Here is a 20,475-nt window from a genome sequence, read left to right on the forward strand (position 1 = left end):
ATGCTGGGAGGCAGGGGTCCTGGTGGCCGGGAGGTCGGACGATGACGATGCGTGACATGAGCGCGACCGCGGCCCCGACCGCGGCGGACGGCGGTCCCCGGCTCTCGCCCAAGGACCGGGCCGTGAACGGCCGGGCCGCCCGGGCGGCCGCTCCGAGAACCTCCCACGGGGACTTCGAACCGTCCTCCGACCGGGCGGATCCGATGGACGTCATCGAGCGGCAGTCCGCCACCCGGCTGCAGGAACTGGTGCCGATCCGCTACGGCCGGATGGCGGAGTCGCCGTTCCGTTTCTACCGTGGTGCGGCCGCGATCATGGCCGGTGACCTGGCCGGCACACCCGACTCGGGTATCCGGGTCCAGTTGTGCGGCGACGCGCACATGCTGAACTTCCGGCTGCTCGGCTCCCCGGAACGGAACCTGCTGTTCGACATCAACGACTTCGACGAGACGCTGCCCGGGCCGTGGGAATGGGACGTCAAGCGGCTGGCGACCAGCCTGGTGATCGCCGGGCGGGAGAACGGCTTCTCCGACGGCGAGCGCGCGACGATCGTGACGTCGGCCGTGCGCGGCTACCGCGAGCAGATGCGCGCCTTCGCCGAAATGCGCACCCTCGACGTCTGGTACGCGAGGGTGGACGAGACCCACCTCCAGGCACTGGCCGAGGGCTCGCTCCACACCCGCGGGCGCAAGAACGTGTCCGAGGCGCTGAGCAAGGCGCGCGGTCGCGACAGCCTGCAGGCGTTCGAGAAGCTCACCGAGGTGGTCGACGGCCGGCGCCGCTTCGTCGCCGTGCCGCAGCTGATCACACCGGCTTCCGAACTGCTGCCGGGTCACGAGCGCGATTCGGTCGAGGACCAGATCCGGGACGTCGTCGGACGGTACGGGGACAGTCTCCAGTCGGACCGCAGACACCTGCTGCACCAGTACTCCATCGTCGACATGGCCCGCAAGGTGGTGGGCGTCGGCAGTGTCGGCACGCGCTGCTGGATCGTGCTGCTGCTGGGCCGCGACGGCGAGGACCCGCTGATCCTGCAGGCCAAGGAGGCCGGTGACTCGGTGCTCGCCGCGTACGCGGGCCCCAGCGAGTACGCCACCGGCGGCGAGCGGGTCGTGGCCGGCCAGCGGCTGATGCAGGCCGCGAGCGACATCTTCCTCGGCTGGCAGCAGACGCACGGGCTCGACGGACTCGAACGGAGCTTCTACGTACGCCAGCTGCGCGACTGGAAGGGCATCGCCGAGCCCGCCCGGATGGTGCCGCGCGGTATGCGGGTCTTCGCCGGCCTGTGCGGCGTGACCCTGGCACGGGCGCACGCCCGCTCCGGCGACCGGATCGCGATCGCGGCGTACCTCGGCCGTAGCGGCGCCTTCGACCAGGCGCTCGTGCGGTTCGCGGAGAGCTACGCCGACCTCAACGAGCGCGACCACCAGCGCCTGGTGGACGCCATCGCGTCCGGGCGGGTGACCGCCGTCGCGGCCTGAGCAGGACCGGACCGGGCAGGCGCTTCGGCCAGTCGGCTGACACGGCGGGCGAGGTGCCCGGCCGCCTCCCCCGGCCGTGGCACTCTGCGCGCATGACAGCGGCGCAGGCGGGACCGGACGGGGCGGCCGGGAACGCGGGGAACACGAGGCTCATCCTGCTGACACTCGCGGCCGGGCAGTTCCTGATGGCCCTGGACAGCTCGGTGATGAACGTCTCGATCGCCACGGTGGCGGAGGACATCGGCACCACGGTGAGCGGTATGCAGGGCGCGATCACGGCCTACACGCTGGTGATGGCGATGCTCATGATCAGCGGTGGCAAGGTCGGCGCGCTCATCGGCCGCAAGCGGGCGTTCATGATCGGCTGCGTCATCTACGGACTCGGTTCCCTGACGACCTCGCTCGCCCCGAACCTGACGGTCCTGCTGCTGGGCTGGTCGTTCCTGGAGGGTGTGGGAGCGGCCCTGATCCTGCCGGCGATCGTGGCGCTCGTCGCCTCGAACTTCGGCAAGGCGCAGCGGCCCGCCGCCTACGGCCTGGTCGCGGCGGCGGCAGCGGTGGCGATCGCGGTCGGACCGCTCATCGGCGGCTTCGCGACCACGTTCTTCTCCTGGCGCTGGGTGTTCGCCGGGGAGGTCGTGATGGTCCTCGCCATCCTGCTGCTGGCCCGGCGGATCGCCGACGCGCCCCCGGAGCACCGGCCGCGGATCGACGTGCTCGGTGCGGTCCTGTCCGCGGCGGGCATCGGGCTGTTCGTGTTCGGCATCCTGCGGACCAGCGAATGGGGCTGGTTCCGGCCCAAGGCCGGGGGCCCCTCGTGGTTCGGCGTCTCGCCCGTCGTGTGGCTGGTGATGGCCGGGCTGATGCTGGTCTGGCTGTTCTTCCGCTGGGAGACACGTCTGGTGGCGCGCGGTGTCGAACCGCTCGTCGACCCGGAGCTGTTGAAGAACCGGCAGCTCTCCGGCGGGCTGACGATGTTCCTCTTCCAGTACCTCGTGCAGATGGGCGTGTTCTTCGTCGTCCCGCTCTACCTGTCGGTGGCGCTCGGCCTGTCCGCCCTGCACACGGGCGCGCTGATCCTGCCGCTCTCCATCACACTGCTGGCCGCCGCGATCGGGGTCCCCAAGTTCAGCCCGAACGCCTCGCCCCGGCGCGTCGTGCGGCGCGGGATCCTGGCGATGTTCGCGGGCGCCGTCGTCCTCATGTCGGCCCTCACCCCGGATTCCGGCGCGGAGGTCGTCACCGTGCCCATGCTGCTCATCGGGCTCGGGATCGGGCTGCTCGCCTCACAGCTCGGGGCCGTCACCGTGTCGGCCGTACCGGACGAGAAGAGCGCCGAGGTCGGCGGCATCCAGAACACCGTCACCAACCTCGGCGCCTCGATCGGCACCGCGCTCGCCGGATCGATCATGATCGCCGTGCTGACGAGTTCGTTCCTCACCACCATCGACCAGAACCCGGCGGTCCCGGCCGATGTGAAGACCCAGGCGCACACCGCCCTCGCCGGCAGTGCCCCGTTCCTGTCGGATGAACAGCTCGCCGAGGCCCTCGAAGCTGCGGGCACGGACCCGGTGGTGGCCCAGGCGGCACTCGACGCGAACGAGCAGGCACGGATCGAGGGGCTGCGGGCCGCGCTCGCCCTCCTCGCTCTGGCGGCCCTGCTCGCCCTCTTCTTCACCCAGCGCATCCCGGCGGCCCAGCCCGCCGCGGCACGTGGCCCGGCCGACGCCCCGTCATGACGGGTGCGGGCTCGGGGTCGTTCCCTCGGCGGGGGCGGTGGTGTCCTCGGCGAGGAAGTCCACCACCGCGAGGGCGAAGAGCAGGGCGAGGGCGAGGCCCACGACCACCCAGCCGGTGGGGTAGGACCACAGGACGTAGACGATGACGGCGATGGCCACCAGGCCCCAGGTGAACCAGGAGCGGTGGCGCCGGATGAACGGGCCGACCGGGCCGGTGCGCAGACCCAGCCGGTCGGCGGTGGCACGCGTGGCGACGATGCCGGAGTGCCAGATCTGGCGGGCCGCCGTGGCGTACTTGCCGGGGCCGGAGAGCCAGGCGGCGAGGGCGATCACGATGCCGAGGACCACGACCATGCGGATCGTCGTGCGCAGCAGGCGGATCATCGCGTCGTAGACGGAGCCGGCCGCGGCCTGGTTGACGGTGTCCGGGAGCGCGTTGAGGTAGACGGTACGGAAGACGGTCAGGCCGAGGCCGAGGACGGCGACGGCGAAGGCCACGGCGAGGGCCGCGGTGACCAGGATGCGGCGCCGGTGGGCGGAGAGCAGGACGCCCGCGGCGATGAGCAGCACGGCGATGATCGGCAGCCACAGGCCGAGGATCTCCAGGAGCCGGAAGCCCGTCTTGACCCGGCCGATGTCGTTGGACTGCACGACGGTGAAGTCGGTGTGGATCTCGGGGATCTTGGCCGCGACGCCCATCCCGGCGTCCACGAGCCGTGTTTTCACCTGTTCGATCACCGGTGCGAGGTCGATGGTCACCGCGTCGTTCTTGATCTGCACCGCGCCGTCGCCGCTGCCGGTCAGGGCTTTGACGAGCGAGGTGTGGATCGTGCGGTTGGCGTTGGTCCAGATCGTCTCGAACTGGTCCGAGGCGATGACGTCCTGTGCCTTCTCCTTCACGAAGCTGCTGACCGCGCCCTCCAGCGAGCTGCCGAGCTTGCCCAGGGCCTTCTGGAGCAGCGGCCGTTGGTCGGGGGCCACGTCCTCCAGCAGGGTTTGGAGGTCGAGGTGCTCCATCAGGGCGGCGGTGACGCGGTTCGCGGCGGCCGCCTGGACATCCGGGTCGGAGGCCAGCGGGGCGACCGTGGCGACGTAGCGGTCCGTGTTCCCGACGATGCTGGACGTCCAGGACGCGACGATGCCCAGCGGAGCCAGCACACAGCCGATGATGATCAGGAGGGCGGACAGCAGCGACTTCATCCGGTGCTTCGGTGGAGTCCGCTGCGCGGCTTCCGATTCCAGGGCGGCGACCCTGGCCCGCAGTGCCGCGAGTTCGCCCGCGCTCTCGTCACCCTGCATGGCTGACCTCCTACGGGGTCGGGAGCCGTGGATCCCGGAGGATCGGTGGATGGCGCTGTACCCGCGCCGGAGCAGGCGGTGGCGGCTCCCCTTTGACCCACAGCCTGCCCCGGCGCGCCGGGGCAGGCATCCGCAGTTCGGCCGTACGAATGAACGCGGGGGCGGCGCGGCACGGCGAGGGGTCCGGCGGAGGTGAACGGCCAGGGGCGCGCGGTGCGCTGCCACTCGGCGGAGGGGGGACGTCCGTACGGAGCGGACGATCAAGAGAAGACGATCAGTGGAAAGGGGAGTACCCACTCCTTTCCACTCTCAAGTTATAACGCACAGGGGGGCTTGCGGCAAGGCCCCACTCGTACCGCAGAATCGCTCCTCGAAGCCAGGACCTGCGAAAACGGGAGATCCCCATAGTGCGTGCGCTGTTGTCGGTTGACGGGTCGTTCGATGAGTTCGCGGATGTACCACCGCAGATCGGAGCTGCTGACATGACCTCCCTGACCACCAGTGCGTTCGACCTTCCCGCCCGCCTCTCCCCCAAGGCCGACCCGGCACTGATCGGCGGCGACGAGAAGCACTTCGCGGCCGTCGCGCGGAGCCTCGAGCAGACGATCGCCGAGCTCTCCGACCGTCTGGAGGCGTTGCGCCGGGCCCCCGGCGGCCTGGGCCGGGAGGCGATGGACCGGGACGTGGAGATCCATCGGCTGACGGGTCGTCTGCGGACGCTGCGGCGCTTCGGGTTGGACCTGTGCCTCGGGCGGATGGTCGCCGAGGACGACCCCGAGCCCGTGTACATCGGGCGGCTCGGCCTCACCGACGGCGCGGGGGGCCGGCTGCTGATCGACTGGCGCTCGCCCGCGGCCGAGCCGTTCTTCGCCGCGACCCACGCCAGCCCGATGGGCCTGGCGAGCCGCCGCAGGTACCGCTGGGCCCGCGGCCGGATCGGCGACTACTGGGACGAGGTGTTCACCGCCGACGGGTTCGAGGGGCACGCAGCACTCGACGACCAGTCTGCCTTCATCGCCGGACTGGGCGGCAGCCGGTCGCCGCGGATGCGGGACGTCCTCGCCACCATCCAGTCCGACCAGGACGCCGTCATCCGCGCCGGATCGCGCGGCGCCCTCGTCGTCGACGGCGGTCCGGGCACGGGCAAGACCGTCGTGGCGCTGCACCGCTCCGCCCATCTCCTCTACTCCGACCCCCGGCTCGGGCACCGTCGGGGCGGCGTGCTGTTCGTCGGTCCGCACCAGCCCTACCTGGCCTACGTCGCCGATGTGCTGCCCAGCCTCGGCGAGGAGGGCGTGCAGACCTGCACGGTGCGGGACCTCGTCGCCGAGGGGGCCGCGGCCGAGGCCGAGGCCGACCCGCGGGTGGCGTCCCTGAAGTCGTCCGCGGACATGGTGAAGGCGATCGAGAAGGCCGTGCGGATCTACGAGGAGCCGCCCACCGAGGGGATGACGGTCACGACCCCCTGGTCCGACGTCTGGCTGAGCCCGGACGACTGGGCCGAGGCGTTCGAGGCGGCCGCGGGCACCGCGCACAACGAGGCGCGCGAGCAGATCTGGGAAGAGCTGGTGACGATCCTGCTCGAGAAGTTCGACGACGAGGACCTCTCGCCCGAGGTGTTCGGCAGATCGCTGCGGTACGACGAGGAGCTGGTCGCGGCGCTCGACCGCGCGTGGCCGACGATCGATGCGGCCGACCTCGTCGGGGATCTGTGGTCGGTACCGTCCTACCTGCGGATGTGCGCCCCGTGGCTCAGCCGCGAGGACGTGGCGGCGTTGCAGCGCGCGGACGCCCAGGCCTGGACGGTGTCCGACCTGCCGCTCCTGGACGCGGCGCGGCAGCGGCTCGGCGACCCGGAGTCGGCACGACGGCTGCGGCGGCGGGGCGCCGCGGTCGCGGCCGAACGTGAGCGCATGGCCGGGGTGATCGACGACCTGCTCGCGGCCGATGACGACGGCGAGGGCGCGGTGACGATGCTGCGCGGCAAGGACCTGCAGGACAGCCTGGTCGACGAGGGCGCGCTGCCCGGGGCCGACCCGGACCTGCTCGCCGGACCGTTCGCGCACGTCGTCGTGGACGAGGCTCAGGAACTCACCGACGCGGAGTGGCAGATGCTGCTGCTGCGCTGCCCGTCCCGGAGCTTCACCATCGTCGGGGACCGGGCCCAGGCCCGGCAGGGGTTCACGGAGTCGTGGCGGGAGCGGCTGGAGCGGATCGGGTTCGACCGGATCGAGGTGGCCTCCCTGAGCATCAACTACCGGACGCCCGAGGAGGTCATGGCGGTGGCGGAGCCGGCCATCCGGGAAGCGCTCCCGGACGCCAACGTGCCGGCCTCGGTCCGCAGCAGCGGCATTCCCGTGGTGTACGGCTCCGTCGCGGATCTGGACCCGGTCCTCGACGGCTGGCTGGACGAGCACGCCGACGGGGTCGCCTGCGTCATCGGCGCCGAGGGCACCGAGGCAGGAGCGGCTGGCGCCTTCCGGGAGACCTCCCGGGTCCGGACGCTGACCCCCGGGCTGTCGAAGGGGCTGGAGTTCGACCTCGTCGTCCTCGTCGACCCGCAGACCTTCGGCACGGGGATCGAAGGAGCCGTCGACCGCTACGTCGCCATGACCCGGGCGACGCAGCGGCTCGTCATCCTCACGAGTTCCTGACCCGGTCGTACGACAGCCGCGGGCCGCCCCCGGCGCCCGGCCGGGCGGACCCGCGCCGCCGCCGGAGCGCCGGGGCCGCCAGGATCAGGAGGACGGCGGCGCCGTACGCGGTCGCGCTCAGCGCCGGCCGGTGGCCGAAGACCGGTGCGAGGAGGTAGACGGCCGCGCCCGCGAGGGCGATGCCGAGCCACTCCCAGCGTCCGTCCAGGGCCGCGAGGGCGACCAGGAGGAGGGCGTACCAGGAATAGCCGGGGGTGAGGAGCACGAAGGCCCACCCGGTGACCAGGAGGGCTCCGCTCCACGGGCGCCGGGGGTCGCCGCGCCGCATCACGTACAGGGACACTGCCGCCATGGCGACGAGGAGCACCGGGAACGTCCAGCTGTCGGGCAGGACGAGGCGGAGCAGGGCGTAGCGGGAGCCGGCGGAGGGGTCGTCGTAGCCCTCCTCGTCCACGTAGCCGCCGAGGTAGCCGAGGACGGAGTCGTGCGAGAGCAGGACGTAGGGCAGGTAGGCCAGCAGGGTGAAGGCAGCGGCGGGGACCAGGACGGCGGCCGCGTCGCGGACGCGGCGCACCCCGGACAGCGCGCCGGGCAGGACGACGGCGGGCATGAGTTTGGTGGCGACGGCGGCGCCGAGGACCAGGCCTCCCGCCGCCCGGCGGCGCAGCCCGCGCTCCGCGACGAGACCGAGGCCGGTCACGGCGAGCAGCACTCCCAGGACGTCCACGTGCGCGTTGTTCACGGCTTCGATCGGTACGGCGGGACACCAGGCCCAGTACGCGGCCCGGCGCGGGTCCTGGCCCCGGCGGCGCAGGATCAGCAGCAGCGCGCCCGTCACGCCGAGGGAGAGGAGGCCGGCGCCGGTCTGGAGCGGCTTGTGCCGGGCTCCGGGCGGGGAGGGCCGGTCGACCGCCAGGAAGTACGCCTCGGCGACGGGCGGGTGTTCACCGGGCTGCTGAACACCTTCCAGTGGTACCCCTGGCCGTTCTCGTTCGTGCCCGTGCACTACGCCGTCGCCTGGCTCCTGCTGGGATCGCTGCTGCTGCACGTCGCCGTTCAATGGCCGCGGATCCGCGACCACTTCACCCGCCGCTCCCCCGGCACCCTGGCGCTGCCCGAGGCCGACGGGCCGGACCGGCGGCAGCTGCTGGCGGCCGTCGCGGCGGGGGTCGGCGCGGTCACGCTGACCACGGTCGGGCAGTCCGTCACCGCGCTCGGTCCGCTGGACCTGTTCGCTCCGCGCAGTCCGGCGTACGGTCCGCAGGGGCTGCCGGTGAACCGTACGGCCGCCGCGGCGCGCGTCACGCGGGCCTCGCTGGCCGACTGGCGGCTGACCCTGGCCGGGCCGCGGCCTGCCGTCCTCACCCTGGCGGAGCTGCGCGCGCTCCCGCAGCACGAGGTGACCCTGCCCATCGCCTGTGTGGAGGGCTGGAGCAAGTCCGCCCGGTGGACGGGGGTGCGGGTACGGGACCTGCTGGAGCGGGCCGGAGGGGGACCGGACGCACGCTGCCGGGTGGTGTCGCTGGAAGTGGCGGGTGCGTACCGGGTGATGGAGATGGGCCGCCTGTACGCGCAGGACCCGCTCACCCTGCTGGCGCTGCGCCTGAACGGCGAGGTGCTGTCCCTGGACCACGGCTACCCGGCGCGGATCATCGCCCCGAACCGGCCGGGCGTGCTCCAGACCAAATGGGTCGGCCGGCTGGGGGTGGCGTGATGGGCTTCCGGTACGCGGTCGGCGGCTTCGGCCTGGCCGTCATGGCCTTCGGCGGTTTCCTGCTGGTGCGGGAGCCGGAGCCGTGGCGGATCGCCCTGTGGCTCGCGGGCGGGGTCCTCGTGCACGACGGGCTGATCGCCCCGCTGGTCATCGCGGTCGGGGCGCTGTGCGCGGCGGCGGGCCTGCGCCTGCGCGGGGTCCCGCGCGCCGCACTGGTCGTCGCGGGGTGCCTGACGGTGATCGCCCTGCCGCCGCTCCTGCGCCCCGGTGGCGTGGCCAACGCGTCGGTGCTGCCGTTGGACTATCCGCGGAACTGGCTGCTGGCGATGGCCTCGATCGGCGTGCTCGCGTACGCGGGAGCGCGCGCGTGGGCGCGGGCGCGGACGCGGCGGCGACGCGCGGCCCTGCGGCGCTGACGGGAAGCACGACGGAGGGGGAGTCGACGCCGGTGCGGCATCGGCTCCCCCTCCGTCGTCCTGCCCTGTCAGCGCCGCAGGTCCACGAAGCTGCGGCCCGCGGCCTGCCACGTGGCGGACCGGGTCCAGCCGGCGTCCGCGGCTTCGCCGCGCAGGGCGCGGGCGCCGAGCCGGGCCCACCAGAAGGGCGCCCCGTGGCCGCCGCGGCCGTCGTCGACGTGGACCTCTACGCGCTCGTCGACGTCGGCGGTGGTCACCTCGACCAGCAAGGAGCCGTCCGGTGCGGCGAGTTGGGCGGCGCGGCGGAGCAGGGCGGCCGGGTCCCCGCCGATGCCGATGTTGCCGTCGATGAGCAGGACGGTGCCCCAGCGTCCCTCGCCGGGCAGCGGATCGAAGACCGACCGGCACAGGGCGCTGCCGCCGGCCCGCGTCGTACGGGCCACGGCCTCGGGGGTGACGTCCACGCCCAGCGCCCGGTGCCCGCGTGCGGCCAGGGTGGCGACGAGGCGCCCTGGGCCGCAGCCGATGTCCAGGACGGGCCCCGTGCAGCGGGCGAGGACGCCTTCGTCCGCCTCGTCCGGTTCGGCGCACCACCGCTCCACGTCCAGCGGCAGCAGCCAGCCGTCCGAGCGCCGCAGGTAGAGGGGGCCCTGGCCGGCGCGCAGCGCGTCGGCGTAGGGGTCGGCCCGCCAGGCGAGGGCGGGTTCGGTGAGCTGGGCGGTCATCGGGTCACCGTGCGGAGGCCGGAGTGCAGGGCGGCGAAGCGGGTACCGGGCACGGCGGCGGCGACCCGCGCCGCGTCGGCCGGGGTGTCCACGTCGCACAGCTCGGGCAGGTCCCGTACGGCCCGCCCGGAGGCGGTCAGCCGCGCGCGCTGCAGCTCGCCCGTGGTCGGCAGGGACATCGGGACGCCGAGGAGCAGGGCCGGGTCGGGCTCGGCCAGGCCGAGCGCCCAGAACCCGCCGTCGTCGGCGGGGCCGAACCAGGCGTCCGCCTCGCCGAAGTCGAGGCCGCGGGCGAGGAGGTCCGGGGTGACCTGCGGGGTGTCCATGCCGATCAGCAGGGCCGGTCCGGCGGCCCGGGCGAAGGCCGCGGCCAGGCGCGCGTCGAGCCCGCCGGCGCACTGCGGCACGACCTCGATGCCGTGGGGCAGCCAGGGCCCGGGCGCTCCGTCGAGTACGAGTACGCGCCGCCGGGCCGGGGTGTCGAGTACGGCGGCCAGGGTGTCCTGGAGCGCGGCGCGCGCCAGCCCGGCGGCCTGCTCGGGGGTGAAGTGCGGGGTGAGGCGGGTCTTGACCCGGCCGGCGACGGGGGCCTTGGCGATGACGAGGAGGGTGCTCATGCGGAAGCCCCCTCGGTGGGCGCGGACCGGATGCCCGGGGGCTCGGCGAGCACCTTGCGCATGTCCCGCACCGCCTGCCAGGTGCCCCGCCAGGTGCCGGTGACCTTGGACTTCCCGGAGCGGGGCAGGTACGGGACGTCGGTTTCGGCGACGCGCCAGCCGGCGTCGGCGGCCCGTACGACCATCTGGAGCGGGTAGCCGCTGCGCCGGTCGGTCAGTTCCAGGCCGAGCAGCGCCTCGCGGCGCGCGACCCGCATCGGTCCGAGGTCGTGCAGTCGCAGTCCGGTGCGGCGGCGCAGCATCCGCGCCAGCGCGAGGTTCCCGGCACGGGCGTGCAGGGGCCAGGCGCCCCGCCCCTGGGGGCGGCGGCGGCCGAGCAGCAGGTCGGCCTCGCCCGCGGCGACGCCCGCGGCCATGGCGGCGAGCAGCCCGGGGTCCATGGAGGCGTCGCAGTCGCAGAAGCAGACCAGGTCGGCGCGGGCCGCGAGGAGCCCGGCGTGGCAGGCGGCGCCGAAACCGCGCCGGCTCTCGTGCACGACGGTGGCGCCCAGGCTCCGGGCGATGTCCGCCGAGCCGTCGGTCGAACCGTTGTCGACGACGATGGCGCGCCATCCGGCCGGCACGCGCGCCAGCACCCAGGGAAGCGCCTGCGCCCCGTCGAGGCACGGCAGTACGAGGTCCGCGCGGGGCGGAGCACAAGCTGATGAAGTCACCCTCCACACCGTAGGAATCAGGACCGTGGAAAAGGGGCCCGCAGACCTTACGAAACGCGGACGCCGTCCCGCGGGAGGGGGGTCCGCGCCACACAGGGGGCGGGGCGGGTGACAGCCTGGGGGCATGGCAGTGAGCGATGCGGAGAGTACGAACGAGTGGCCCGGCGCCGAAGGGACCGCCCGGGCCGAGGCCCGAGCCGACGCCCTGACCGGCGCGCAGGCCGACGCCCGGACCGGAACCCGGTCCGACCCCCGGACCGGCGCGCAGGGCAGCGTGCTGGTCGTCGACGACGATCCGACCGTCTCGGAGGTCGTGGCCGGGTACCTGGAGCGGGCCGGATTCTCGGTGCGCCTGGCGGCGGACGGCCCGACCGGCCTGCGCGCCGCAGAAGAACACCGCCCCGACCTGTTGGTCCTCGATCTGATGCTCCCCGGGATGGACGGCCTGGAGGTCTGCCGCCGGCTGCGCGCCGGGGAGAACGGCGGCCGGCCCGTCCCCGTCATCATGCTCACCGCGCGCGGCGACGAGGACGACCGGATCCTGGGCCTGGAGGTGGGCGCGGACGACTACGTGACCAAGCCCTTCAGCCCGCGGGAGCTCGTGCTGCGGGTGCGCTCCGTACTGCGCCGGGCGCGGGCCGCTGCCCCGGCCGGTGCCCCGCAGGGCGGTCCGGAGGGCGGTCCGCGGCTGGCGGTGGCCGGCCTGGTGCTGGACCCGGCGGCTCGCCGGGTCCACAAGGAGGGCCGGGAGCTCGCACTCACCCTGCGGGAGTTCGATCTCCTCGCCTACTTCCTGCGCCACCCCGGCCAGGTCTGCGACCGGGAGCGGCTGATGCGCGAGGTCTGGGGCTGGGACTTCGGCGACCTGTCGACGGTCACCGTGCACGTGCGGCGGCTCCGCGGCAAGATCGAGGACGATCCGGGGAACCCGCAGCTGATCCGGACCGTGTGGGGCGCCGGTTACCGCTTCGAGCCGGCTCCGGACACCGGGGCCGAGCACGCCTTCCGGACGGAGGACGGCCATGCGTGACTTCCTGCTGATCGCCCTGTACGCGCTCCTCGGCGCGGGCGCCGCCGGGCTGCTCGGGGCCGTGGCGCTGCGGATACTGCGCCGCCGCAGCGTCGCCGTCTCCCTCACGATCGTCGCCGCGGTCGCCGTGACCGCGATGCTCGCCGGAACGCTGACCGTGGCCTGGGCGATGTTCCTGTCCTCCCACGACCTGGCCGTCGTGACCACGGTCGTCGCGACGGCCGCGGCCGTATCGATGGCCACCGCGCTGCTGCTGGGCCGCCAGGTGGTCCGGCGCTGCCGGGAACTCGTCGGCGCGGCCCGGGTCTTCGGGCAGGAGGGTACGTTCGTGGCACCGGCCGTGCCCGCGCCCGCCGAGTTCACGGCGCTGAGCCGCGAGCTGGCCCTCACCAGCGAACGGCTGGCCGCCTCCCGCGAGCGCGAGCGGGCCCTGGAGGCCTCGCGGCGCGAGCTCGTGGCCTGGATCTCGCACGATCTGCGCACCCCGCTGGCCGGGCTGCGCGCCATGTCGGAGGCGCTGGAGGACGGTATGGCGGCCGATCCCGCCCGCTACCACCGGCAGATCCGGACCGAGGTCGACCGCCTCAACTCCATGGTCGGCGACCTCTTCGAGCTCTCCCGCATCCACGCGGGCGCGCTGTCCCTCACCCTGACCCGGATGTCCCTCCACGACCTGGTGGGCGACGCCCTGGCCGGCACCGACGCGCTCGCGCGCGAGCACGGCGTACGGCTGGTCGGCGAGGGCGTCGCCTCACTTCCGGTGGAGGTGGACGGCAAGGAGATGACCCGGGTGCTGTCCAACCTCCTGGTCAACGCCATCCGCCACACGCCGGCCGACGGGACGGTCGCGATCGCCGCCGAACGCCGCGAGGACTCCGTGGTGCTCTCGGTCACCGACGCCTGCGGAGGCATCCCCGAGGAGGACCTCCCGCGCGTCTTCGACACGGGATGGCGCGGCACCCCGGCCCGTACCCCGCCGTCGGGCGCGGGCCTGGGCCTCGCGATCGTCCGGGGCATCGTCGAGGCCCACGCGGGCCACGCGAACGTCCACAACGTCTCCGGCGGCTGCCGCTTCGAACTGACCCTGCCGGCCCCGGCCGGCTAGGTTCTGTTCCCAGATGTCATCGACAGCCCATCTGACCAGCCATGTGTGAGCGGTCCGGAACGGGCTGAGCCGGCCTGGCAGGTCCCGCCGGGGCGAGTTGGTGCGGTACTTCCAGGCGTTGGCCTCAAGGGTGCGGCGGTGATCGGCCCACCGTCGTCCACGGACCGGATCGGCGGGCACCGGCGGCTCGATCCGGCGGAATGACGATCTGGGTCGGCACGACGGGCGAGAACCGCCCCACGGAAGCCCTATCGCATCCCAGGTTCCCTTCGGGGAGGCACTGACCTCGGTTCACCCCTGCGACCGCACGACACAGCAGCGGGTAGCAGGCGCCTCCTCCCGACCACGTGCGGACCTCCCGACCTGGGGAGATGTGCAGGGCCCCTGTTATCGTGCGCCGATGTCAACGATCAAACAGTTCCAAGTGACCTTCGACTGCGCGGAGCCTGCGCGCCTCGCCGCCTTCTGGTGCGAGGTGCTGGGGTACGTCGTACCGACGGTCCCGGAGGGCTTTGCCACGTGGGAGGAGTACCACCGCTCGCTGCCGCCCGAGGATGAGATCTACTTCGCGTGCACTGATCCCTCGGGCGTGGGCTCGCGCCTGCTCTTCCAGCGAGTTCCCGAAGGCAAGGTCGTCAAGAACCGGGTGCACCTCGATGTGCGGGCCGGCGCCGGGCTCGTGGGTGAGGAGCGCCTGGCCACACTCGAGGCCGAATGCGCACGGCTGATGGCGCTCGGCGCGAAACACGTGCTGACCCAGCGCGCCGATGGCGTCAACGAGTCGTGCATCACGATGCAGGACATCGAGGGCAACGAGTTCTGCCTCGCCTGATTCTCCTCCGAGACGGCGAGGTGGGGACCCGTCTCCGGCCTCGGGGAACATCGGGGCAGCCGATATCGGCTCGCTCGATGTTCCCCGAGGCCGGTCTCCCGTGGACCTCTCAGGACCCACATGCGGCGGGGGCATCAGGCATCCCGTGAGAGCGAGGTTGTGCAGGCGGGCAACGCCGTGCATCGCGTGGCGGACACCGTCGCCTCTCAAACGGCAGTCGCGCAGGATCTTCCAGGTCTTCATACGGCCGAAGGCGTGCCCGACGCGGGCGCGAACCCGTTTGCGGCTCTTGGAACAACCGCGGACAGGTGCTCGCAACGGCCGACTTCAGGATCTTGGCGCGCTTCGGGCAGAACTGGGAGATGTCGTCCTCGAACACCATCTCCCCGTGGTCCCCCACCAGTTCCTTCGTCGCCGGCCACTGCGCCGGCGATTTACCTTCCATCTCCTGCTCGTCCAGCAGCCCGCAGTACCGCTTCATCGCGTCCACGGCCGTCTCTGTGCCCTGCCCGTCGAAGCGGAACGACGTGCCCGGCACCATCGCGCCGTGTCCTCCTCCGGCGTCGACGTGCCAAAGCGACGTGGTACCAGGGCGGCGATGCCGGCTGCATCGAGTACCCCAGCCACCGGTACTGAGCGCGGAATCGGCCTGTCTACTCCCAATCGGCCTCCTGGGCGGCGGCCTCGTTGGCGCGGTCGATCTCGACCATGTGCTCCTCCGCCCAGGTCCGCAGCCCCGCAAGCGCGGCTTCCAGGGACAGCCCGAGTCCGGTGAGTCGGTAGAAGACCCGCGGCGGCACGGTGGGTTCGACCCTGCGCGCCACCAGCCCGTCGCGGGTCAGGCTTCTCAGCGTCACGGACAGCATCTTCTGCGACACGCCGGGCATCCGGCGTTTCAGCTCCGCGAAGCGCACCTCGTCCGGTGCGGCATCGGCGAGTGTCTTGACGGCCATGGACGTCCACTTCGTACCGATGCGGTCCAGCAACTGCCTCGTTGGGCAATGGGGATCGAACAGATCGCCGCGGACCCCGTGACCGGGGGCCCGGGCTCCTCGGGTGGTCACCTGTGGCTCACCACCTTCCCTGAAAGTGCCGTCTAGGAAGCGGTCGGTCAGTTACCTATCGTTCTGTGGTCACCAATGGTAACCACCAGGGAGGAGCCGTCATGCCCGTCACCACCGCACACCACCTGCGCCGCATCGCGACGAACGGCGTCCAACTCAATGTCGCAATCGCCGGACAGGGACATGCGGTTCTCCTGCTGCACGGCTTCCCGCACACCTGGCAACTCTGGAGCGGCATCATGGACCGACTGGCCGGGCAGTACCGGGTCATCGCCCCGGACCTTCGAGGCTTCGGTGCCAGTGCCCGCGCCGTCGAGGGCTACGACGCAGGCACCCTCGCTGCCGACGCCGAAGGGCTGCTCGAGGTACTCGGCGAGCCCTCGGCAGCGGTGGTCGGCATCGACGCGGGCACTGCCCCCGCCGTCCTGCTCGCGCTGCGCCGGCCCGGCCTCGTCCGGCGCCTGGTCGTGATGGAGGCACTGCTCGGCCGCCTGCCCGGAGCAGAGGACGTCGTCGCGGGCGGTGCCCCGTGGTGGTTCGGCTTCCACGCCGTCCCCGGCCTCGCCGAGACCGTCCTGGCCGGCAACGAGGCCCCGTACGTCGACTGGTTCCTCAACTCGGGGACGCTCGGGCGAGGAGTACCCGAGGACATCCGTGCGGCCTTCGTCCACGCGTACACCGGGGGTGAGGCTCTGCGCTGCGCGTTCTCCTATTACCGGGCCCTGCCCACCAGCGCGCAGCAGATCCAGGACGCAGTCGCGACGGCTCGGCTGACCATGCCCACCATGGCCGTCGGTTCTCACCCCGTCGGCCGCGGGCTCGAACGCCAACTCCGTCCCATCGCCGATGACCTGGTCGGATACCACCTTCAGAACTGCGGCCACATCATCCCCCTGGACCGCCCCGACAGGTTGTTCGCGCTCCTTGCTCCCTTCCTCTCCGCCGATCTGCCGAAGTGACCGGAGCGGGTCCGAAGGATCCCGGTCTGCGGTTCGGGCGTTCGTCCCAGCGGTGAGTCGTCCAGGACCGCCGGATCAGGCTGCGCACGGTGGTGATCGTGTCGGCGAGGTCGAAGAAGGCATCGATGACGGTGACGCGACGCTCGTGGCACCGGGCGAGACGGTGAAAGGCGTTCTGCCACGCGTCTTCAGTCCCTGTTTGCCGCGGTCGACCGGTGAGCGTCCGGCGGCCTCCCCGCCTCCAGGTGCCTTGGTGATCGCTCGGTCGACGGCGATCTGGTCGAGGACGAGGCCGACGATTCGGTGCGGATCGTGGTGGCCGAGCAGGTTGCGCCGGCGGTGCGGCATGATCAGCCCGGTGCCCGGGTAGCCGCCGTCCGCGATCGTCGTAGTGTTGCCGACCGCCCGGTTGGCACCGGCCTCGACCCAGGCCAGGCAGTCGTTGCGGTTCCCCGGCAGCCGCCGGCCGACCACCACGACCAGGCGGGTGCGGGTACCAGCGTCCCGTCCACGATCAGCACCGTGTCCTTGGCGAAGCGCCTGCTCGGGGCCGGCGCGAGCCCGGGGCCGAGGTGGTCGATGACGCGATCGGCGGTGGACTCGGACACTCCGAAGAGCGGCACGCGTTGACCCAGGGTCAGTCGGTGTGCCAGTACGCGGCCGCCAATAGCTCATCAACTTGCCGAAGGCGCGCGGGCTCAGTCCGGCGAACGGGGCTGTCCAGGACGGCTGGCTCAGACGCCGTGATCACACCAGCCACGGCAAGATCGCTTACGGGACAACCCTTGGGTCGTCTCCTTCGGATCGTGCCGGCCCTGCGCCGCTACGGAACTCCGTCTTCCGGTGCATGGGCGGCCGCCGCCGCCAGCAACTGGCGCAGCGCCGGTCCCGGAGGGCCCGGCAGCACCGCCAGGTACGTGGTCAGGGCCGGCCGGGTCAGCGGCCGGATCGCGGTGCGCGGGAGCTTCGGCAGCGGCCCCACCTCGTAGAACACCGTCCAGGACGGATCCTGGGGGCTCTCGCCGATCGACGTGAGCGTGGCGAGCAGGTCGGTGAAGGGCGGCCCGGCGGGCGCTCCGGCCAGCGGGGCGACCAGGTCGTGGAAGGGCGGGTTCGTCTCCCGCGCGGCCAGCCGCAGCGGCAGGTGCGCCAGCTGCTCGGGGCCCAGCTCATTGGCCTGGGCCAGGGGATGCCCGCCCGGCAGGGCCGCGTACAGCCGGTCCCGCCACAGCGGCAGCAGCTCCAGGCCGGGGGCCTCGGGCCGGGCCCGGACCAGCGCCGCGTCCAGCTCCCCGGAACGCACCGCCGCGAGCCGCTCGGTCACCGGCAGCCGCACCGGCCGCACCTGGAGTCCGGGCGCGCGGACCACGAGCTCCTCCAGCAGCCGGTAGACCCGGTCCCCCGGCCCCTGCACCGTGCCCAGCCTGAGCACACCGGTCGCGCCCGCCACGACCTCGGCGGCCACCTCCCGGGTGCGGGCGGCCGCGGCGAGCACCGCCCGCGCCTCCGGGAGCAGCCGCTCCCCGGCGCCGGTCAGGCCCACCCGGCGGGTGGTGCGGGTGAAGAGGACCAGGCCCAGTTCCCGCTCCAGCAGGCCGATCTGGCGGCTCACCGCGGACTGGACGGTGTGGAGTCGCTCCGCGGCCCGGCCGAAGCCCCCTTCCTCGGTGACCGCCACGAAATACCGCAGCTGACGCAGTTCCATCCGCGGCCCTCCCCGCCCCCGACCCGATCCGACCCATCACGACCCATCACGACCCATCACGATCGGAGATGACTGTACGTGCGAAACGGCGCTGGTTCGGAGGCTGTTGCCCTGCTCGAATGGAGCGGTCGGCACGACGGACCGAAGCGGCGGAAGGACAGCGGATGGGACAGCACCAGGGACAGGTCGCGGGCACGGCGCTCGTGGTGCGGGCGGCGGACGCCGAGGAGGTGCCGCTGCCCCGCTCGGGGGCCTTCCGGCTGCTGGCCGACGGTGGCGCGGCCGGGGTGAACCGGCTCCGCCTCGGCGCGGGTTCGGCCGGGGCGCCGCAGCACTTCCACACCCGGTCCACCGAGCTGTTCTACGTGCTCGGCGGGGTCGCGGACTTCCTGCTCGGCACCGAGCCGGTCCGGGTGACGGAAGGCGGGCTGGTCCTCGTACCGCCCGGGCTCACGCACGCGTTCGGCCCGGCGCCGGGCGAGGGCGCCGAACTCCTCGTCGTGCTGACCCCGGGTGTGGAGCGCTTCGGCTACTTCCGGACGCTGGGGCGCATCCAGCACGGGCTGGCCGGGTTCGAGGAACTGCTGCCCCACCAGGACCGCTACGACGTCCACTTCCCCGGAGCCTGAGGCGGGCCGGCCCCGGGCCGTCAGCCCACCTTCCAGACGACCTCGGCCGCGGTGCCGGTCTCATAGCTCGGGGAGCGGTTGTCGCGGTCGCCCTGGAAGCCGACGAACGCGGGCTGCACGTTGTCCGGCACCAGGTAGATCTCGCAGGTGGTGACGGACTTGCCGGCGGCCAGGGGCAGCTCGGACTCGGAAACCTCCTGGCAGGGCTCGAACTTGGCCCCCCAGGCAGGGGCGAAGAAGTACGCGCGCTGCTGGTCGGTGCCGTGCAGGAGCAGCTTGAAGTTGAAGCTGCCGGTGTCCGGCGCACCGCCCTTGTGCGCGTAGGTGGTGGTGACGTAGTAGGGCGTCTTGCCCTCCAGCAGCCCGACGCCGAGCTTCTCCACCGCGGCCTTGTCCCCCTTGACGACCGAGACCGGGGTGACGCTCAGCTGGGTCTTGGCCTGGTCCGGGAAGTGGGTCTCGGACACGTCCGCCGACGCCTTCAGGGCGAGCGGCTCGGCGAACGTCCCCTTCTGTGTGGCGGCGGGGCCGGCGGCGTCGTCCTCCGGCCCGCAGGCGGTGAGCGCCAGGGCCGTGAGCGCCATCGGCACGGCAGCCCGGAGCAGACGGTTGGTCAGCACGATGTGGATCCCCCGAGGTTCTGTGTTTGCGGTGACAGGCGGCGCCCTCGGCGCGGCCGGCCAGGCGACTCTATCCGCTCGGATGATCAAGGTCTGCTACGCCCGTGTCACGGTCCCGTCGCAAGGGAAACGGCCTGGCCCGTGGCGAGTTCGGCCATGCCCGCGGCGAAGGGGACGGCCGGGCGCCAGCCCAGCTCGTGGCGTAGGCGCGCCGAGTCGGCGGTGATGTGCCGGACGTCGCCGAGCCGGTACTCACCGGTGACCACCGGGGCCGGGCCTCCGCACGCGGCGGCCAGCGCCCCCGCCATGTCGCCGACGGTCCGCGGGTCGCCGCTGCCGACGTTGTACGCGGTGAGGCCCGCGGGCCCGGCGTCCGCGTCCCCCCGGGCCAGGGTCTCCAGCGCCACCGCGTTGGCCGCGGCCACGTCCCGCACGTGGACGAAGTCCCGGCGCTGTCCGCCGTCCTCGAAGACGCGCGGCGCCTCGCCCCGCGCGAGGGAGGACGTGAACAGCGCGGCCACTCCCGCGTACGGGGTGTCGCGGGGCATCCCGGGCCCGTAGACGTTGTGGTAGCCCAGCGAGACGGCGCGTCCGCCGGTGGCCCGGGCCCAGGAGGACGCGAGGTGCTCCTGGGCGAGCTTGGTCGTGGCGTAGACGTTCCGGGGGTCCGTCGGGGCGTCCTCCGTGACCAGCCCCGGCGCCAGGCCGGCGCCGCAGGCCGGGCAGCGCGGCTCGAACCGCCCGGCCCGCAGATCGCTCTCCGCGCGCGGGCCGGGCCGGACGTGCCGTTGGCCGGGCACTCGTAGCGTCCCTCGCCGTAGACGACCATCGACCCGGCGAGCAGCAGCCGCGGTACCCGCGCCCGCGCCATCTCGGCGAGGAGCACCGCGGTGCCCAGATCGTTGGCGGACACGTAGCCGGGCGCGTCCCCGAACTCCTTCCCGAGCCCCACCTTGGCCGCCTGGTGACAGACCGCGTCCACGCCTGCCAGCGCCCGCGCCACGGCATCCGGGTCCCGTACGTCCCGCCCGTCCTCCGCCAGGTCGAAGGCCACCGGCTCATGGCCGCGGCCGAGGAGCTCGGCGACGATGTGCGAGCCGATGAAGCCCGCGCTTCCAGTCACAAGTACGCGCATGCCCCGACGCTAAGCCGTGTGCGGCCCCGCACGGCGCG

17 protein-coding genes and 6 pseudogenes are annotated in these 20,475 nt (G+C 73.0%); 10 read left to right on the top strand and 13 right to left on the bottom strand.

Translation table 11 applies throughout. The features are described 5' to 3' along the window. Window positions 1–56: 56 nt before the first annotated feature. Window positions 57–1,481, top strand: coding sequence for a DUF2252 domain-containing protein (locus JYK04_RS05055; RefSeq protein WP_229876181.1), 1,425 nt, complete (start codon window positions 57–59; stop codon window positions 1,479–1,481). A gap of 92 nt (window positions 1,482–1,573) precedes the next feature. After that, window positions 1,574–3,220, top strand: a complete 1,647-nt coding sequence (locus JYK04_RS05060) for an MFS transporter (protein ID WP_189742243.1) — start codon at window positions 1,574–1,576, stop codon at window positions 3,218–3,220. Here JYK04_RS05060 and JYK04_RS05065 read toward each other — a convergent pair. After that, entirely contained in the window at window positions 3,215–4,519 is a 1,305-nt protein-coding gene (locus JYK04_RS05065) for a hypothetical protein (RefSeq protein ID WP_189742246.1), read from the bottom strand. The two genes, JYK04_RS05060 and JYK04_RS05065, sit on opposite strands and share 6 nt — an antisense overlap. A 482-nt stretch (window positions 4,520–5,001) precedes the next feature. Between JYK04_RS05065 and helR the strand changes: the two genes are divergently transcribed. Then, window positions 5,002–7,173 carry an RNA polymerase recycling motor ATPase HelR gene (helR, locus tag JYK04_RS05070; RefSeq protein ID WP_189742248.1) on the top strand — a complete coding sequence of 724 codons (2,172 nt, stop codon included), beginning with the start codon at window positions 5,002–5,004 and terminating at the stop codon, window positions 7,171–7,173. Here helR and JYK04_RS05075 read toward each other — a convergent pair. Beyond that, a complete protein-coding gene (locus JYK04_RS05075; RefSeq protein WP_308431078.1) occupies window positions 7,160–8,221 on the bottom strand; it encodes a glycosyltransferase 87 family protein in 1,062 nt (353 codons plus the stop codon). The two genes, helR and JYK04_RS05075, sit on opposite strands and share 14 nt — an antisense overlap. Here JYK04_RS05075 and JYK04_RS05080 point away from each other — a divergent pair. Then, a pseudogene (locus JYK04_RS05080) lies at window positions 8,108–8,887 on the top strand (molybdopterin-dependent oxidoreductase); the annotation flags it as partial. The gene JYK04_RS05075 and the pseudogene JYK04_RS05080 overlap by 114 nt on opposite strands. Next, a complete protein-coding gene (locus tag JYK04_RS05085; RefSeq protein ID WP_189742256.1) occupies window positions 8,887–9,303 on the top strand; it encodes a hypothetical protein in 417 nt (138 codons plus the stop codon). The pseudogene JYK04_RS05080 and the gene JYK04_RS05085, both read left to right, overlap by 1 nt. Window positions 9,304–9,371: 68 nt before the next feature. On the opposite strand, the gene JYK04_RS05090 is transcribed toward JYK04_RS05085, so the two are convergent. From JYK04_RS05090 to JYK04_RS05100, 3 genes are read right to left on the bottom strand one after another with little or no spacing between them, the layout of a single operon-like run. Continuing rightward, window positions 9,372–10,028, bottom strand: a complete 657-nt coding sequence (locus tag JYK04_RS05090) for a class I SAM-dependent methyltransferase (protein WP_189742258.1) — start codon at window positions 10,026–10,028, stop codon at window positions 9,372–9,374. After that, on the bottom strand, window positions 10,025–10,645 hold the full coding sequence (locus JYK04_RS05095; protein ID WP_189742259.1) for a TIGR04282 family arsenosugar biosynthesis glycosyltransferase: 621 nt from the start codon (window positions 10,643–10,645) through the stop codon (window positions 10,025–10,027). Before JYK04_RS05095 ends, JYK04_RS05090 begins: the two co-directional genes overlap by 4 nt. Next, complete coding sequence (locus JYK04_RS05100; protein ID WP_229876184.1) at window positions 10,642–11,358, bottom strand: glycosyltransferase family 2 protein; 717 nt, start codon at window positions 11,356–11,358, stop codon at window positions 10,642–10,644. Before JYK04_RS05100 ends, JYK04_RS05095 begins: the two co-directional genes overlap by 4 nt. Window positions 11,359–11,482: 124 nt before the next feature. On the opposite strand from JYK04_RS05100, the gene JYK04_RS05105 reads away from it, so the two are divergent. Continuing rightward, window positions 11,483–12,388, top strand: coding sequence for a response regulator transcription factor (locus JYK04_RS05105; protein ID WP_189742267.1), 906 nt, complete (start codon window positions 11,483–11,485; stop codon window positions 12,386–12,388). Next, the gene (locus JYK04_RS05110; protein ID WP_189742269.1) at window positions 12,381–13,493 is read left to right on the top strand and encodes a sensor histidine kinase; all 1,113 of its coding nucleotides are present in this window, start codon (window positions 12,381–12,383) and stop codon (window positions 13,491–13,493) included. Before JYK04_RS05105 ends, JYK04_RS05110 begins: the two co-directional genes overlap by 8 nt. Before the next feature lie 14 nt (window positions 13,494–13,507). Here the strand turns inward: JYK04_RS05110 and JYK04_RS42345 are convergent. After that, window positions 13,508–13,745, bottom strand: a pseudogene (locus JYK04_RS42345) (transposase); the annotation flags it as partial. A 148-nt stretch (window positions 13,746–13,893) separates the two neighbouring features. On the opposite strand from JYK04_RS42345, the gene JYK04_RS05120 reads away from it, so the two are divergent. Then, window positions 13,894–14,325: a VOC family protein gene (locus tag JYK04_RS05120; RefSeq protein ID WP_055645611.1), complete on the top strand. Its 432-nt coding sequence runs from the start codon at window positions 13,894–13,896 to the stop codon at window positions 14,323–14,325. Window positions 14,326–14,466: 141 nt separating this feature from the next. On the opposite strand, the pseudogene JYK04_RS05125 reads toward JYK04_RS05120, so the two are convergent. Then, a pseudogene (locus JYK04_RS05125) lies at window positions 14,467–14,619 on the bottom strand (IS5/IS1182 family transposase); the annotation flags it as partial. A 359-nt stretch (window positions 14,620–14,978) separates the two neighbouring features. After that, window positions 14,979–15,389 (bottom strand): winged helix-turn-helix transcriptional regulator, encoded by a 411-nt coding sequence (locus tag JYK04_RS05130; protein ID WP_189742272.1) that lies wholly within the window; start codon window positions 15,387–15,389, stop codon window positions 14,979–14,981. Window positions 15,390–15,490: 101 nt separating this feature from the next. Between JYK04_RS05130 and JYK04_RS05135 the strand changes: the two genes are divergently transcribed. Further along, complete coding sequence (locus JYK04_RS05135) at window positions 15,491–16,348, top strand: alpha/beta fold hydrolase (RefSeq protein ID WP_189742275.1); 858 nt, start codon at window positions 15,491–15,493, stop codon at window positions 16,346–16,348. A 186-nt stretch (window positions 16,349–16,534) separates the two neighbouring features. On the opposite strand, the pseudogene JYK04_RS41025 reads toward JYK04_RS05135, so the two are convergent. From JYK04_RS41025 to JYK04_RS05150, 3 genes and pseudogenes are all read right to left on the bottom strand, one after another. Beyond that, window positions 16,535–16,651: pseudogene (locus JYK04_RS41025) on the bottom strand (IS5/IS1182 family transposase); the annotation flags it as partial. 27 nt (window positions 16,652–16,678) lie between these two features. Continuing rightward, a pseudogene (locus tag JYK04_RS05145) lies at window positions 16,679–17,086 on the bottom strand (helix-turn-helix domain-containing protein); the annotation flags it as partial. A gap of 85 nt (window positions 17,087–17,171) precedes the next feature. Beyond that, the gene (locus JYK04_RS05150; protein ID WP_189742278.1) at window positions 17,172–18,053 is read right to left on the bottom strand and encodes a LysR family transcriptional regulator; all 882 of its coding nucleotides are present in this window, start codon (window positions 18,051–18,053) and stop codon (window positions 17,172–17,174) included. Window positions 18,054–18,217: 164 nt separating this feature from the next. Between JYK04_RS05150 and JYK04_RS05155 the strand changes: the two genes are divergently transcribed. Next, window positions 18,218–18,682, top strand: a complete 465-nt coding sequence (locus JYK04_RS05155) for a cupin domain-containing protein (protein ID WP_189742281.1) — start codon at window positions 18,218–18,220, stop codon at window positions 18,680–18,682. 20 nt (window positions 18,683–18,702) lie between these two features. Here the strand turns inward: JYK04_RS05155 and JYK04_RS05160 are convergent, their stop codons facing one another. Beyond that, the gene (locus JYK04_RS05160) at window positions 18,703–19,302 is read right to left on the bottom strand and encodes a hypothetical protein (RefSeq protein ID WP_189742283.1); all 600 of its coding nucleotides are present in this window, start codon (window positions 19,300–19,302) and stop codon (window positions 18,703–18,705) included. A 107-nt stretch (window positions 19,303–19,409) separates the two neighbouring features. Beyond that, window positions 19,410–20,437: pseudogene (locus JYK04_RS05165) on the bottom strand (NAD-dependent epimerase/dehydratase family protein). Window positions 20,438–20,475: the final 38 nt, after the last annotated feature.

Source organism: Streptomyces nojiriensis, from assembly GCF_017639205.1.
In the GTDB taxonomy this organism is placed as follows: domain Bacteria; phylum Actinomycetota; class Actinomycetes; order Streptomycetales; family Streptomycetaceae; genus Streptomyces; species Streptomyces nojiriensis.